Source organism: Marinobacterium sp. LSUCC0821, assembly GCF_012848475.1.
GTDB lineage: Bacteria > Pseudomonadota > Gammaproteobacteria > Pseudomonadales > Balneatricaceae > Marinobacterium_E.
The window spans coordinates 1738084-1752868 of the sequence record NZ_CP051666.1; the positions used below are offsets into that span (position 1 = coordinate 1738084).

17 protein-coding genes, 1 tRNA gene and 1 pseudogene are annotated in these 14785 nt (G+C 47.9%); 13 read left to right on the plus strand and 6 right to left on the minus strand.

The features are described from left to right. Positions 1-8: 8 nt before the first annotated feature. From HH196_RS08380 to HH196_RS08395, 4 genes are read left to right on the plus strand one after another with little or no spacing between them, the layout of a single operon-like run. Positions 9-311, plus strand: coding sequence for a hypothetical protein (locus HH196_RS08380; protein WP_211160772.1), 303 nt, complete (start codon positions 9-11; stop codon positions 309-311). Continuing rightward, positions 308-1633, plus strand: a complete 1326-nt coding sequence (locus HH196_RS08385; RefSeq protein WP_211160773.1) for an FAD/NAD(P)-binding oxidoreductase — start codon at positions 308-310, stop codon at positions 1631-1633. Before HH196_RS08380 ends, HH196_RS08385 begins: the two co-directional genes overlap by 4 nt. Further along, on the plus strand, positions 1630-2292 hold the full coding sequence (locus HH196_RS08390; protein ID WP_169451676.1) for a cytochrome c: 663 nt from the start codon (positions 1630-1632) through the stop codon (positions 2290-2292). Before HH196_RS08385 ends, HH196_RS08390 begins: the two co-directional genes overlap by 4 nt. Positions 2293-2313: 21 nt before the next feature. Continuing rightward, on the plus strand, positions 2314-3009 hold the full coding sequence (locus tag HH196_RS08395; RefSeq protein WP_169451677.1) for a Crp/Fnr family transcriptional regulator: 696 nt from the start codon (positions 2314-2316) through the stop codon (positions 3007-3009). On the opposite strand, the gene HH196_RS08400 is transcribed toward HH196_RS08395, so the two are convergent. From HH196_RS08400 to HH196_RS11585, 4 genes and pseudogenes are all read right to left on the minus strand, one after another. Continuing rightward, positions 2996-3622 carry an SAM-dependent methyltransferase gene (locus HH196_RS08400; protein ID WP_169451678.1) on the minus strand — a complete coding sequence of 209 codons (627 nt, stop codon included), beginning with the start codon at positions 3620-3622 and terminating at the stop codon, positions 2996-2998. The two genes, HH196_RS08395 and HH196_RS08400, sit on opposite strands and share 14 nt — an antisense overlap. After that, positions 3623-4045, minus strand: coding sequence for a rhodanese-like domain-containing protein (locus HH196_RS08405; protein WP_169451679.1), 423 nt, complete (start codon positions 4043-4045; stop codon positions 3623-3625). Between the two features lie 173 nt (positions 4046-4218). Then, positions 4219-5211: a 30S ribosomal protein S6--L-glutamate ligase gene (gene rimK, locus HH196_RS08410; protein ID WP_371807853.1), complete on the minus strand. Its 993-nt coding sequence runs from the start codon at positions 5209-5211 to the stop codon at positions 4219-4221. Between the two features lie 33 nt (positions 5212-5244). Continuing rightward, positions 5245-5598 (minus strand): annotated as a pseudogene (locus HH196_RS11585) (ATP-dependent zinc protease); the annotation flags it as partial. A gap of 194 nt (positions 5599-5792) precedes the next feature. On the opposite strand from HH196_RS11585, the gene HH196_RS08415 reads away from it, so the two are divergent. The 4 genes from HH196_RS08415 (at position 5793) to HH196_RS08430 (ending at position 10154) form a co-directional block, all read left to right on the plus strand. Next, complete coding sequence (locus tag HH196_RS08415; RefSeq protein ID WP_169451681.1) at positions 5793-7052, plus strand: PotD/PotF family extracellular solute-binding protein; 1260 nt, start codon at positions 5793-5795, stop codon at positions 7050-7052. Between the two features lie 9 nt (positions 7053-7061). Then, positions 7062-8783 carry a GGDEF domain-containing protein gene (locus HH196_RS08420; RefSeq protein ID WP_169451682.1) on the plus strand — a complete coding sequence of 574 codons (1722 nt, stop codon included), beginning with the start codon at positions 7062-7064 and terminating at the stop codon, positions 8781-8783. Positions 8784-8871: 88 nt separating this feature from the next. Next, the gene (locus tag HH196_RS08425) at positions 8872-9246 is read left to right on the plus strand and encodes a nucleoside-diphosphate sugar epimerase/dehydratase (RefSeq protein ID WP_169451683.1); all 375 of its coding nucleotides are present in this window, start codon (positions 8872-8874) and stop codon (positions 9244-9246) included. Beyond that, positions 9246-10154 carry a DMT family transporter gene (locus tag HH196_RS08430; RefSeq protein ID WP_169451684.1) on the plus strand — a complete coding sequence of 303 codons (909 nt, stop codon included), beginning with the start codon at positions 9246-9248 and terminating at the stop codon, positions 10152-10154. The genes HH196_RS08425 and HH196_RS08430 overlap by 1 nt, the downstream gene beginning before the upstream one ends. A gap of 62 nt (positions 10155-10216) precedes the next feature. On the opposite strand, the gene HH196_RS08435 is transcribed toward HH196_RS08430, so the two are convergent. Then, positions 10217-10432: a DUF2892 domain-containing protein gene (locus tag HH196_RS08435; RefSeq protein ID WP_169451685.1), complete on the minus strand. Its 216-nt coding sequence runs from the start codon at positions 10430-10432 to the stop codon at positions 10217-10219. 170 nt (positions 10433-10602) lie between these two features. On the opposite strand from HH196_RS08435, the gene pyrC reads away from it, so the two are divergent. Together pyrC and HH196_RS08445 are read left to right on the plus strand one after the other, a co-directional pair. Further along, the gene (gene pyrC, locus HH196_RS08440) at positions 10603-11646 is read left to right on the plus strand and encodes a dihydroorotase (protein ID WP_169451686.1); all 1044 of its coding nucleotides are present in this window, start codon (positions 10603-10605) and stop codon (positions 11644-11646) included. A 396-nt stretch (positions 11647-12042) separates the two neighbouring features. Beyond that, positions 12043-12119 (plus strand) — tRNA-Arg (locus HH196_RS08445). 178 nt (positions 12120-12297) lie between these two features. Here HH196_RS08445 and rluF read toward each other — a convergent pair. Then, the gene (rluF, locus tag HH196_RS08450; protein WP_169451687.1) at positions 12298-13299 is read right to left on the minus strand and encodes a 23S rRNA pseudouridine(2604) synthase RluF; all 1002 of its coding nucleotides are present in this window, start codon (positions 13297-13299) and stop codon (positions 12298-12300) included. Between the two features lie 96 nt (positions 13300-13395). On the opposite strand from rluF, the gene HH196_RS08455 reads away from it, so the two are divergent. The 3 genes from HH196_RS08455 to HH196_RS08465 all read left to right on the plus strand — a co-directional run bounded on the left by HH196_RS08455 (position 13396) and on the right by HH196_RS08465 (position 14736). Continuing rightward, positions 13396-13764: a hypothetical protein gene (locus tag HH196_RS08455; protein ID WP_169451688.1), complete on the plus strand. Its 369-nt coding sequence runs from the start codon at positions 13396-13398 to the stop codon at positions 13762-13764. 108 nt (positions 13765-13872) lie between these two features. Then, positions 13873-14034 (plus strand): hypothetical protein, encoded by a 162-nt coding sequence (locus HH196_RS08460; RefSeq protein WP_169451689.1) that lies wholly within the window; start codon positions 13873-13875, stop codon positions 14032-14034. Positions 14035-14079: 45 nt separating this feature from the next. After that, on the plus strand, positions 14080-14736 hold the full coding sequence (locus HH196_RS08465) for a rhodanese-like domain-containing protein (RefSeq protein WP_169451690.1): 657 nt from the start codon (positions 14080-14082) through the stop codon (positions 14734-14736). Positions 14737-14785: the final 49 nt, after the last annotated feature.

Genomic DNA, 14785 nt, shown 5'->3' on the forward strand with positions numbered 1-14785 from the left:
AGATGACGATGAAAACAGTAATCACTCTAGCTGTTGCGCTACTCGCAACCACAGCACAAGCGGATGAGCGTGCTGAGATCATGGCTAATCCATGCGCTGTCTGTCATGGCACAAATGGTCAAGTCCAAAACTCAGCATTTATGCCACTGGCTGGTATGAAAGCAGATATTTTTATCAAAACCATGTTGGACTTCCGCACTGGTGAACGTGATTCAACCTTAATGCGTGGTCTAGCACTTGCGTACAGTGATGACGAGATCGCTGCGATGGGCAAATACTTTGAATCACTTGAAGTTGGAGGTGAAAAATGATTTCACGTAGAGACTTCCTTGGCATGGCGCTAGCTGCTGGTGCAGCAAGCCTACTGCCACTTAACGCGCATGCTGCAACAGGTAAGGTTGTAGTCATTGGCGGTGGTGTCGGCGGAGCTACTTTTGCTAAATATATGAAGATGAAAGCACCTCAAATTGAGGTGACGATCATCGAACAGAATCCGATCTACATTCGTCCTTACGGCTCTTCAGAAGTACTCAATGGACACATTGATATGTCTGATTTAGAAGTGAGCTATGACGCACTTCGTAATAAGTATGGCGTAAATGTAATCATTGATAAGGCTGTAGGTCTTGATGCCGATAAACGTATTGTAACGACAGCATCAGGAGCTAAGTTCCCATACGATCGATTGGTTGTATCACCTGGCATTGAGCTTCTGTACGATCGACTTGAGGGTTATTCGCGTGAAGTTGCTGAGACCAAAGCGCCTTCAGGCTGGATCCCTGGCTCACAAACAGCACTGCTTCGCGACCAGATAAAGAACATGCGTCAGGGTGGAACATTTCTAATTGTAGCTCCACCTAATCCATACCGTTGTCCTCCTGGACCATACGAACGAGGAGCGCTAGTTGCTGAGTGGATGCAGAAATACAATCCAACCGGCAAAGTCATTATCACCGACCCTAAAAACGAATTCGTAACTGGTCCTGATATGCGTCTAGGCTGGAATCGTATGTATGGCTACAACGTACCTGAGGATCTCAAATCAGGAATGCCAACGCTAAAGCAGCACAATGAAGCTGGCATGATTGATTGGATACGTGAAGTTGATGGCGGACGTCCGCTTTCAATTGATGCTACTAAGATGCAAGTTGAGACTGAACAGGGCTTTATTAAAGCGGACGTTATCAACGTAGTACCGCCGATGAAAGCTGGCAAAGTTGCCACACTATTCGGTCTAACTGACAAGTCAGGCTGGTGCCCAGTTGATCCTTACACCTTTGAGTCTAAGCTAGTTGCAAATGTTCATGTGCTTGGAGACTCAGCTTCAGCCAGTCCACTTCCTAAATCAGGATTTGCGGCAAACAATGAAGCGAAAGTTGCAGCATACGCAATCATCAATCTCTTTGCAGGCCGCCCAGTTGAAGAGCCTTCATGGGAGAACACCTGTTACGCGCTTGCCGGCAAAGACTACGGTTTCATGGTCATTGGCGTCTATGGTATGCGTGATGGCAAGATTGCAAACCTTCCACGCCCTGGATTCCAAACACTGGATGTAAGCGATGCTAAACATCGTCTTGCCGCTGTTTACCAGCAGGCTTGGATGAAGTCGTTCACGGAGGACTCTTTCGCATGAACAAATTAATTATATCTGCGTTACTGATAGCCAGTTCAGTAAGCTATGCATCTGAAAAAACGGTTCAGTCTCAAGAGTGGAGCGCCAACTCCTTACGAAGCGCTATCGCAGCAAAACCAGTGGGTGATGTTTCGCGCGGGGCAGAGCTAAACACCGCTTTGATGTGTAGCTCTTGCCATGGCAAAGAGGGTGTTCCTCCAACTACTCGCTGGCCAGCGGTTGCAGGGCAGCTGGAAAGTTACACTTACAAAATGCTATTGGATTACAAATCAGGTGCGCGTAGTGAGGATAATCGTGCCAATGTCATGACCGCAATTGCCGACATGATGAGTGAGCAGGATATGTCTGATATGGCTGCTTACTATGCTTCTCTTGAAGCTCCAGCACACTCTGGAAAACAAGCGCCTTCACTTGTGACCAAAGGTGATAAAGAGCGACTTATCACGCCTTGTGCCTCTTGCCATGGTTTAACCGGCCAGGGCGGCATCAAGGGAACTCCAGCTATTTCTGGGCAAAGTGCTGAAACTATCAAGCGTGCTCTGGAGTTTTACAAATCAGGCGAGAGGTCTTCAGATCTTTATAGCGTTATGCGTCAAGCGAGCATGAAACTAACAAGTAGTGAAATTGATGCATTAGCAGACTATTATAGTGGCCAATAATCACTATTAGAGTTTCGCTATATGGGAACCCTCGTTGGACAAGGCAGGTGTTTAACCTGCCCAATTCGACCTCAGAGTCTTTTTGGCTGTTTGGAAGAGAAAGAGCTTAAGCTAATCGAAGACTTTCAAACTCGAATTATCAAGTTTGAAGAGGGCGATACCATCTATACCGAAGGCGAACGTCTCGGACTGATCTATACGCTACGCTCTGGTCACGTAAAGCTGACTAAGTTCAACAGCGAGGGTAATGCCCAGATTGTTCGCCTAGTTAAGCCGGGCGATCTATTCGGCTACGAAAAACTCATCGCTGATGCATCCTACATGCATACTGCTGAAGCACTCGAAGAGATCGAGCTTTGCCAGCTCTCTGTCGATAACCTCAATAAGTTGCGTGGTGAGAGCAGCGCTGTGAACCAAGCGATCACTGAGCGTGCACTAATGCAGGTGATGCGAACAGAAGAGCACCTAACACAAGTTGGTCTTTTGAAATCTAAAGCGCGCTTAGCTTGGTTTTTGCTTGATTGGGTGGGTAACAGTGACGAACCTGTTGCCATGCCATTGAGTCGTCGTGAGCTGGGCCAGTACCTCGGCCTAACCGTTGAGACGATCTCGCGTCACTTTGCTGAGTGGAAAAGACAGAGCATTGTTGCAGAGAAGCAGGGCACGCTTCAGATTCTTGAGCGTGACACCCTAAACGAGGTTGTTACAAGCGAGTAAGCTTCGCGTATTGGAATATCTGCGAGTTACCGCCAGGCGTAAGGTGCTGATGCACCAACTCATCATCCAAGCGCCAATCCCACTGGCTTAAACTGTTAAATGTCTCAAGTAATGCCTGTGCATCGTACTGTTGCACAGGTAAGCCTGAGCATTTTTGCGGCCCTGTTAGATGAAAGGTCGCAATAATGACCGTTCCATTCGCTGCTAGATTTACATCAACAGCAGCAATGTAGGCTTTGCGATCATTAGGTTTTGTTAGGAAGTGGAACACCGCTCTGTCATGCCAAACCTGTACCGGGAGATCTGTGCGCCAGCACTTGGCATCACCCACATACCAATTTACCAAAGCGGACTTTTCACCCAAGGTGGCACGCATATCATTAGATGCAGCTTCGGTCAGCTCAACATGTGTTAGCTGGGTAAAACCAGCATCCAATAGTTGCCCCAACAGCTTTGATCGACCAGCCCCTATATCAACGATATGTTGATCCGGTGAAGTGGAGTTGGTGACCCACTCACGAGAGATGAATGGATCCGACTCCGTCCATGAGAGGGCACTATCGGCATTATCCGAATAGCGACCTTCCCAGTGCGATTTGAGTGAGTCTGTCATTTAGGGTTTGTACGCTGCGTCCGTTTTCCAGCCGTTAAAGCCGGTCTGAAGTACAACGACGTTTTCACGACCAGCAACACGCAGAGCAAAGGTCGCCTGTGCCGATAGAGAACCTGTATTACAGAAAAGGATCACTTTACCCTCTTCAGGAATCTCATCGATGCGGTCCAGAACCTGGCGCCACTCGATATTGATAGCACCGGGAATAGTACCCGCTTCGAACTGGCCAGCATCGCGTGTATCGATAAATGTTGACGCCTCAAATACCGTCTTATCGATCTGCTGTGGCACCATGATGCCTGACTCATACTCTTGAAACGCCATGTAATCATTCATCGCTTCAATCGTCGCTTCATCAGCCTGAGAATAAGACGGTGTAATCGCCAAACAGAGCGAGAGTAGAGGTGCTGCAAATTGCTTCATGGTTATTAGTGCCCTAAAAAGTTAATGGCGCCATTTTACACGCCGGTTTGTATGGAGTGCAGTGACAGACTAGATCGATTAGTAGGAAAAAAGAAACGGAACTAAACCTATCGATATAGTAAAACTAAAAAGGGAGCAGCGCTCCCTTTAAATAATTGACTGAAGATTAAAGATCAGACGCTTTTCAGACGTCGAATGAACTTCTTCTCAATCGCAGTGATCATCGCCCCTGCTACATCTTTACCGGAAGCAGACTCAATGCCCTCGAGACCTGGAGATGAGTTTACTTCAAGTAGTAGCGGCCCTTTACGCGAACGAATGATATCGACACCCGCCACTTTCAAGCCAAGCGTTTTCGCCGCTTTAATCGCCAATCGACGCTCGTCTGGGGTGATCTTCACAGGCGATGCAGACCCACCTTGGTGAATGTTGGCACGGAACTCACCCGGTGCTGCGGTGCGCATGATAGAGGCAACGACTTTGCCATCAATCACGAAACAGCGCAGATCTTTACCATCCGCCTCTTTAACAAACTCTTGCACAAGAAGGTTAGCACGCAGCGCTTTAAATGCGCTGATTACTGACTCTGCCGCTTTGTCTGTCTCTGCGAGAACTACGCCCGTACCCTGAGTTCCCTCGAGAAGCTTGATGATTAGTGGCGCGCCGCCAACCATCTCAATCAGGTCATGGGTATCCATAGGCGAATTGGCAAAACCAGTTGTCGGAATATCTAAGCCGCTCTTCTGCAGTAGTTGCAGTGAGAAGAGCTTATCGCGAGAGCTGGTGATCGCATCCGCAGTATTCTGAACATGCACACCGATACTCTCAAAGTGACGTGCAAGAGCACAGCCATAAAAGGTCATCGACGGACGAATGCGAGGAATAATGGCATCAAAATCTTTAAGGATGGTGCCACCACGGTAGTGCACTTCTGGGTTATCCGCATCCAGCTTCATATAGCACTGTTTGATGTTCAAGAAGATCATCTCATGGCCACGCGCTTCACCTGCTTCGATAAGACGCTTGTTTGAATATAGATCTGGATTACTCGCTAAGACACCAATTTTAAGACGGCGCTTTGCAGCATCTGCAGTGATGCCATAGATCTGATTGATCTCGGTAAGAGAGCGGTCACCTAGTAGGAAGTGAGCGGCAGGATCGACAATCATTCGGCCTACCATCGCTTCACGTCCAAGTAGCATTCGGTAACCCATGCTGTCACGGTTTGTAAGTGTTAACTCACCCTCAAACACCTGACCTGCAATACTTATGTTAGTACGGACAACAAAGCGACGCTCCGCCTGACCACTTGAAGATTTAACCGTACGACGGTCCACCACAGGCGCTTCACAACGGATCACTACATCATCGTTCTTCTGAAGTGGGTGCACTTCAAATGAGACCCAAGCCTCACGATTACGCTTAAATGGACGAATGTTGATGGCATGCAGGGATGAGGTTTTGGCACCAGAATCGACACGCGCTTTAACAGCCGGCAAACCCAGCAATGGCAAGCCGCACCACTCTTCTGATCCAACAATAATTTTGTCCATAAGAACTCCTGAATTTAATGCGCGCACAATAGCCCAAAACTGAGTGCATACGTATAAATTTTACACGGTTTATAGATGATTAAATCTCACCAAACAGGCAAATATTTTACCCCCAATAAATTGGCTTTTTCTTTGATAAGGGTCTATTACTAACTCATAGTCTTATGAACTTCTGGCAAACAAGGGTAGGTTTGATGGATAGGCGTCGCTTTTTAAAGACCGCTGCTCTAATCCCGACTGCGGCAACGCTGGGTGGTTTTCCATCTATTCTCAGTGCATCAAACCGCAAACCGACTATTCGCGTAGTCGGTACCCACGTTACCCTGCAAGAGCCTATTCGCAAACGTGCCGAAGAGGAGCTTGGCATCAACATCGAGTTCTACCCTGGCGGTAGTGCCGAAGTTATTCTCCGTGCATCAACCAATCCCGAAAGTTTCGATCTCTATGAGCAGTGGTCTAACAGCATCAAGATTCTCTGGCAGGCGGGCTCTATCAAGCCGATCAAGGTTGACCGCCTCACCTACTGGGATGAGATTAACAATCTCGCCAAAACCGGACGTATCACCTCTAGAGCCAAAATTGGTAAGGGTGATGCACCCCACACCCTACTCTATGCACAGCCCGATGGTTCGCTCTCTAACACAGCGAGCAAAGAGATCAGTTTCCTACCCTATGTACACAACACCGACTCCTTTGGCTATGACAACAGATTCATACCGCGTGGCATACCCTATGAAACAGAGAGCTGGGGCTGGCTGCTAGATAATAACTACGCCGGAAAGGTTGCAGTTGTTAACGAACCGACTATTGGAATTTTTGATCTTGCTTTGGCTGCACAGGCGCAGGGGCTGATCAACTTCCGCGACATCGGCAACATGTCGATTGCGGAGATAGACCTTCTTTTCGAAATCGCCATCGACTACAAAAAACGGGGCCATTTTCGGGGTGTCTGGTCCTCAGTCCCCCACTCTATTGAACTCATGGAGCGGGGCGAAGTAATCATTGAGAGTATGTTCTCGCCCGGAGCCTCCGCCCTAAACGGCAGAGGGGTGCCCTGCACCTACGCCGCACCTAAAGAGGGTTATCGCGCTTGGCATGGGGTGATGTGCATGTCATCAGCAATCACCTCCGAACGAGAAGATGCTGCCTACCAGTTTATGAACTGGTGGCTCTCAGGTTGGCCAGGCGCATTTATCGCACGACAGGGTTACTACATCTCAAACCCTCGTCGATCTAAAGAGTTTATGACAGAACAGGAGTGGAACTATTGGTACGCAGGTATGCCAGCAGAGATGGCTCTGCATGGCACGGATGGTCGTGTATCGGTTGCGGTGGGTGATGTACGAACAGGTGGCTCATATCAGAGGCGTTTTGAGAATGTCGCGGTATGGAACAGCGTCATGGATAGTTACGACTACACCTTAGGCAAATGGAAAGAGTTTGTACTCACCTAGGAACTAACCATGCCTAAGCAACGCGTCCCCTTAACCACCCGCATATACAGTGGATTTACCGCTGTAGGCTCCATCACGCTTGCGCTGGTGATCATTAGTTTTATCGGTTTAGAGCAGCTCAAGCGTGAGTTCACTCAGATATCCGCATTTAGTGAGAGTCTTGAGGCGGGTATTGCTCTGGGTAAGGTTGCTACAGCAATGCAGGCCTCAGCAGAGTTTTTCGTTGAGACTGGACAGATCGCTGCAGCAGAACAGGTTCGCCAACACTATCAAACAGCCCTTAAAAATATAGACATCCTCGAGAGTAGCTCACTACTGCAAGACAAGACGAACTTAGCTCGAGTGAAGCGCCATCTCACTAGCTTTAGAAACACCTTCGACCAGGTTCAGAACCAGCGTTTCAAGCGCTCATTGGTTGTTGAAGAGACTCTTCCATCAATCACAAATACCTGGGGCGACCTTGTATCTGGCTACCAGACTCAGACGATTACCGCATGGTCTCTAGCGACTAGCAACAGCATCTGGCGTGAGCTTTTAATGGTAGAGAAGAATATGTCGAAGTACTTCGATACCCTCGACTACCGCTACGCTGCGAAGGTTGATGAGCTTTTTAATACAACGTATGAGAGCCTAAATTCTCTGATTGTACTGGAGTCCTACGAGCCCCAAATCAAGCAGTTAAATGCTATCAACAGCTCCATGATTGAGGGAGAAAAGGCCTTCAATGAGGCCGTACAACGCGTCCGTGGCTACCTCTTTCTTGTCAATGTGGTACTCGCTGCCGACAGCTATGAGATGCGCTTTTTATCCGACCAACTGGCGCAACAGATGCAACAGAGTGTGAACCAGAGCCAAGCCAGCTCCTTAGACACCATTGAAGCGCTCAATTTAAAACTCCTGATATTAGGGATGCTTTTTTTAGGCGCAACAATTGTTATCTCATATACAGTTGGGCGAAGCATCGTGCACCCTATCGCATACCTTCGTCATATTTTCGAACGTCTTGCTAAAGGCGAGCGTGATTTAACCGTGGTCGAATACAGAACTAAAGATGAGGTCGCTGCGCTGGCCAGGTCCGCAGAAGCATTCCGCCGTACCAATGTTCACACTCAAGAGCTGCTTGATAAGTACCAAGAGCTTAGTGCAGAGCTAGAAGATAAGGTTGAAGCGCGCACTGCAGAGCTTGAGCAGGCTAACAAGCGTCTTGCCGAACTCTCCATTACCGATGGTTTAACAGGCTTATTTAACCGCCGCCATCTTGATACTACCCTAGCTAAAAACTGGGCCATGGCTCGCAGAAGCAAGCTACCTTTGACGGTCATCATGACCGATATAGACTACTTCAAAAAATATAACGATCTCTACGGGCATCAGCAGGGTGATAGTTGTCTACAAGAGATCGCAAGGGCGATGAAAGGGGTCTTCTCACGCTCTACTGATTTTGTTGCGCGCTATGGCGGAGAGGAGTTCGTTGTCGTTCTCATGGATACCCATTTAAATGAAGCCAAACAACTTGCAGAAGAGCTTCGAGAGCGCATTGAGGCTCATAATATAGAACACAAAGATTCCCCTGAGGGACATGTCACATTGAGTATTGGCCTAGCAAGCTTTGAACCCGATTGTGATATCGACAATGTGGATCGTCTCGTTGGCCTTGCTGATGATGCACTCTATCAATCTAAAGAGAGTGGCCGTAATAGAGTTTCAGTTATCGGGGTTGAGCTGAAATAATTCAGCATCCTGACTTAAAATGATCGCTGCTGATTCGAAACCTAAGATAGAATCAAAGGATCGTTTTTAGACCACACTGAACTACTCGATGCTAAAAATTCTTAAGCACTTTTTTCCTAAGCGAAAGTCACCGCATCCAAGCGCGATTATTATTGGTATCGACTATCTGCAGCATCAGATAGGTGATTGGCTACAGTCACAAGGCTGGGAGTTGAGCTGTTTTATTGATGACGAGCCCTGGAACCACAAAACGAAAATGCTTGGCGCTCCCTTACACTACCCAAGCGAACTATTAGCACTTGTCAAAAAACACCAGGTATCCTTGGTTATCCAGATTAAAAACTCTGGCCCTGAACTTGTACCCCATCTGCTCGAAGAACTCGAACAGACAACAACACTGATAACTTTGGATGCATCTGTGACCGTTAACGATGCGTTAGAACAGCTTATAAGAGCCCTCTGATGTCACAAACCAATATACGCGCAACAATTATAGGCTTCTCCGCTATTGCTCTGTGGGGAACCCTTGCTCTGCTAACGCGCCTCACTGATGCCAATATTCCGCCCTTTCAATTAATGGCAATGACCTTCCTTATCGCCTTCCTGCTGATGCTAACTAAATGGCGAACTGAGGGACACTGGGGCATCAAATTTTTAAAACAACCTAAACGGGTATGGAGTCTAGGGATTGTTGGCTATTTTGGTTATCACTTCTGCTACTTCCTCGCGATGGCAAAAGCGCCAGCCGTTCAAGTAAGTCTGCTCGCTTACCTATGGCCACTGCTCATCGTTATATTTTCAAATCTTCTTCCAGGTCATAAGTTAAAAGCGGCCCATCTATTGGGTGCTATTGCAGCACTCTTTGGCTGTTATCTTTTGATTGGAACCGGTAATGAAGCCTTCTCTGATAACTACTTAGCGGGTTACCTATTAGCCCTAGCCTGCGCTTTTATTTGGTCTAGCTTTTCCGTTGCAAGCCGTCTAGTTGCAAAAGTTCCAACCGATGCTGCTGGCTGGTTCTGTGGAGGGACTGCACTACTAGCGCTGATCTGTCATCTAGCCTGGGAAAGCACAGTTTGGCCTGCAAATATCACTCAATGGGTCGGAGTTATCGGGCTAGGTTTGGGTCCAGTCGGAATCGCTTTCTTCACTTGGGATTACGGTGTAAAGCACGGCAATATCCAACTCTTAGGGGTATTAGCCTACTCAGCACCTATGATATCTGTACTTCTGCTGGTGCTATTTGGGCTGGCAGCACCCACCTGGACGCTCGCGTTAGCCTGCGTGGCAATTGTCGGAGGGTCATTGATTGCTGGACTAAGCGATCGCCCACAAAAGGGAGACCTGACAAATAAAAAAGCCGCTCAGTGAGCGGCTGAAGAAGTGACAAACAAGGGACAGATGCTTAGCCACTTCGAGGAACAAACTGTTTGTTAAAAAGCAGTACCAGCTTTACCGCCAAGCTTTTTAAGGATAATTGCCAATGGGCAGAAGCCTGTAAATGCAGTCTGGAAAAGGTTAGCGCCAACAAAAGCGGTAAACCACAACCAGTATTCACTTACGAAGATAGGGCTTGCAGCCACACCTAGTGCAAGACTTAGAAGAATCATAAAGCCAGCAAAGGCGAAAACCATACGTTCTACAGACATCGAAGAGTCCTCAACAAGAATTAAACTTTGCGCTATAGCGCCATAACTTGTGCTTATATTAGCTACCACTAATTAAATAATCAACTGTTTTAATTTCTATGTAGAGATCTATACCAGCATGGAAAAGGTGTAGAATAAGCGCACTTCAAAACAAAGCTTCAAGGTAGACCATGAACGAAATCACAATCACTCTTCCAGATGATCTTCACCTCCACTTCCGTGATGACGACATGTTGGGTGAAACGGTACCAGCAACAGCCCGCTGTTTTGGCCGTGCAATTGTGATGCCCAATACCGTTCCTCCTGTTCGCAATGCGGCTGAAGCGCAACGCTACAAAGAGCGTATTCTCGCGGCACGACCTGCTGGCTCAAACTTTGAACCACTCATGACGCTATACCTAACTGACCGAACCACGGCTGCAGATATTGCAGAGGCAGCTAAGGCTGGAATCAAAGCTGTTAAGCTATATCCAGCTGGCGCTACGACAAACTCTGATGCAGCAGTGACAAATATTGATGCACTGGGCCCTGTTTTAGAGGCGCTAGAAGCAAACAATATGCTGCTACTTGTGCATGGTGAAGTGACCGACGCTCATATCGACATTTTTGATCGTGAGAAAGAGTTTATCGATCAGCGCCTTGGCCCTATTACCCAGCGCTACCCAAATTTAAAATTGGTGTTTGAACACATCACCACGAAAGATGCGGCAGACTTTGTTCTGTCAGCTGGCGCCAATATTGCGGCAACCATTACACCGCAGCATCTACTTCTAAACCGTAACGATCTATTAGTTGGCGGTGTTCGCCCGCACAACTTCTGTCTGCCTGTATTGAAACGCAATACACATCAACAGGCACTGCGAGAGGTGGTAGCGACGGGATCTAACAAGTTCTTCCTTGGCACAGACTCAGCTCCGCATGAGCAGTCTAAAAAAGAGAACGCCTGTGGTTGTGCAGGTTGCTACAGCGCATGGGCCGCACTCGAACTCTACACGCAGATTTTTGATGATCTAGGCGCGCTAGATAAACTCGAAGGTTTCGCAAGCTTCCATGGTGCAGACTTCTACGGAATACCGCGAAACAAAGGCAGCGTCACCCTAATCAAAGAGAGCTGGACACTCCCAGAGAGCATCACCCTACCAAACGGCCGTCCAATCATTCCGTTTATGGCAGGCAGTGAAGTTGAGTGGAAGATCAAGTCAATCAATAATTGATCCGTTACACTATGAGCAGGTAAGATGCCTGCCCATCAAAGATCATGCGCCCGAAGCTCATCGAAGCGTCGACCGGCCGGATAAAGTAACAGAACCCGACCCTGATAGTCGGGGTTTCAATAAAGTTTAAGCGCCCGTAGCTCACCGGAACGCCGGCCGGCTGGATAAAGCAGCAGACCCCGCCCCTGTTGGTCGGGGGTTCAACAAAATTGTCTTGAACAATTTTGAACGCACTTTAGTGCGGGTCCGAAGGACCGAGGGCAGGACTGCCCGAGTAATCCCTCTGTGGAAAGCTCAAGTAGTCAAAGTTTTGCGCCTATAGCTCACCGGAACGCCGGCCGGCTGGATAAAGTAGCAGAACCCGCCCCTGTTGGTCAGGGGTTCAATAAAGTTTAAGCGCCCGTAGCTCAGCTGGATAGAGTAGCAGGTTCCGATCCTGTTGGTCGGGGGTTCGAATCCCTCCGGGCGCGCCATATAAACCAAAAGGCCCCGCATTCTTTGCGGGGCCTTTTGGTTTTTGCCTGTTAGATGTGAACCAACGAAGGGGGTTCGAAAAAATCGTCTGGAACGATTTTTAACAGCCTTTAGGCTGGGCCTGAAAGGCCGAGGGCATGGATAGCCCGAGTAATTCCTTCTAGGCGAAGCTAAGCCTCACCTTCTCTTACCACGCCCACCCGCACTCTTTGCAGGTTTACCGCCCTGTCCTGCTGCAGCGCCGCGTCTGGCACCGCGATCTGGGTGTTTGGTGGTTGGCTTTCTGACGATAGGTTTACCTGCTGCGTTGAGTTTCGGGCCCTTAGCAGCTGGTTTCCTGCCATCTGCTGAAGAGGTTCGCTTGCGACTACTCTCACCTTTGTTCTGGCTACTATTTCTCGGCAAGCTTTTGTTTGTTTTTTTAGGTCCACTAGATCGGGTACCGGGTTTTGCTTCGGATGAGGAGTGCTCTACCGATTTTAGGAGAGTCGTCAGCTCTTTATCTGTTAAATCGCGCCAATCCCCTATCGCCAACCCTTTCAGATCCACATTCATAATACGGGTACGTTCTAATTTAACGACTTCGTAGCCGAAGTGTTCACACATACGACGGATTTGGCGATTCAATCCCTGCACGAGGGTAATATTAAAGACACGCGCATCAACCCTTTTAACCGGGCACTTTTTGGTCATGGTTCCCAAAATAGGCACGCCGCCACTCATGCCATCGATAAAGGTCTGGGTGATCGGCTTGTTAACAGTTACGAGGTACTCTTTCTCGTGATTGTTACCAGCGCGGAGGACCTTATTTACCAGGTCACCGTTATTGGTCATGAAGATCAGACCCTGAGAGTCTTTATCTAAACGACCAATTGGGAAAATACGAACGCCGTGGTTTACAAAATCTACGATGTTATTGGGACGTGAGCTTTCGGTTGTAGATTCGATACCCACCGGCTTGTTGACTGCTATAAAGACGAAATCATCTGGCTCAGGCGGATCGATTAACTGGCCATTCACTTTGACATTGTCACCTGGGTGAACCTGATCGCCTATTTGCGCGCGTTTACCATTGATGTAGACATTACCCTGCTCGATAAAACGGTCTGCTTCTCGTCGAGAACATATACCGCTCTCGCTGATGAATTTATTGAGTCGCTTTGCTGAACCGCTAAACATGGCTTAGAGTAATCCTAGTTAAGTAGGGCACCATTGTACCGATCGATCTGCCCAACCAACAACCTAATAGACAAAGATACGTTTTGAGGTAGCCACATGAGATTCACAACATCCCTGCGCTCTATACTCCCCATCCTGGCTACACTCTCTATATTCGTCACTCCATCCGCGAGCGCTGAGAAAACGAATTACACCTTTATCTCTGGCCAAGAGGTGTTTGATGCACTCTCGCAGGAGTCGTGGATAGTACAGGGCTATCTTCTGGGTGTGACTGATGCGCTCAAACATAACGAAGATCCAACCCTATGTTTTGAGATCCCTCTGCAGCCTGATGCCGATAGAGTTATGCAGAGTGCATTTCTCGATTATTGGGCCTCTGAAGAGATTCCTAATTCTGGTGTAGAGGCGATTACAACCATGATGCTATCGAAGTTCCCTTGTACGTCTAAAGTCGAAAATAACTAAATTAAATATTAATCAATGAGTTATAAAAAATTAATCTAGGTATATTCTGACTAAAATTTGCGAATTGATATTTATCAATCTATTGTTACTTTTTAGGAGGGACGAAAAATGACACTAAAACAGATTTCCGCTCTTCTCACAGTGTTGATGCTTGCTCTTGGAAGCGTGACAACATCGGTCTACGCTGCTGAAGAGGGCACTAAGTCGATGTACTGTGATGATGGTTCACTTTGTGTACCTGAAGGCGATCCAGAGCCTGAGTGTGATTAACCTTAAAGTTAACAGACTCAGAATAACAATAAACGAGGGAACAATATGATGCGTAAAGCAATCGTAGCCGGCCTAGTCGGCGCACTTGCAACTGGTGTAGCAACTTTCGCTGCAGCAGAAGACAAACCAGTAGGAATTACTGGCAGCCTAATGAGCATCGAAGTGATGCACAACGGCCAGAAAGTAGAAATTTCACGTAATGCTGATAACCAAAACCAGGTTAACCCAAGCTTTGCGTTAACATCTCGCCCATGTCCGCCATTCTGTATCCAGCCTATGTCTCTAGCACCAGGTGTTGAGACCATCGGTGAAGTTGAGATGCTTGGCTACTTGGATGCGATGTCGAAAGGTGACGATTCAATTCTGGTTATCGACTCGCGTACTCCTGACTGGGCTGCTCGCGGCATGATTCCAGGCGCTGTTAACCTACCATGGACCAAACTAAACACCGGTAAGGGCGCGGATCCAATCTCTATCAGTGAGATCTTCACAGAACAGTTCGGTGCAACTGAATTTGACGGACTTTGGAAGTTTGGTAACGCGAAAACACTGGTTATGTACTGTAACGGTATGTGGTGTGGCCAGTCGCCAACAAACATCAAATCACTGCTTGATTTCGGCTACCCAGCTGACAAGATCAAGTGGTACCGCGGTGGTATGCAGAATTGGGAAAACCTTGGTCTAACCACTGTTAAACCTTAAGACGACGGATTAAGCACCTGTTCGTTGAGCGGCGACCCCTAGGTCGCCG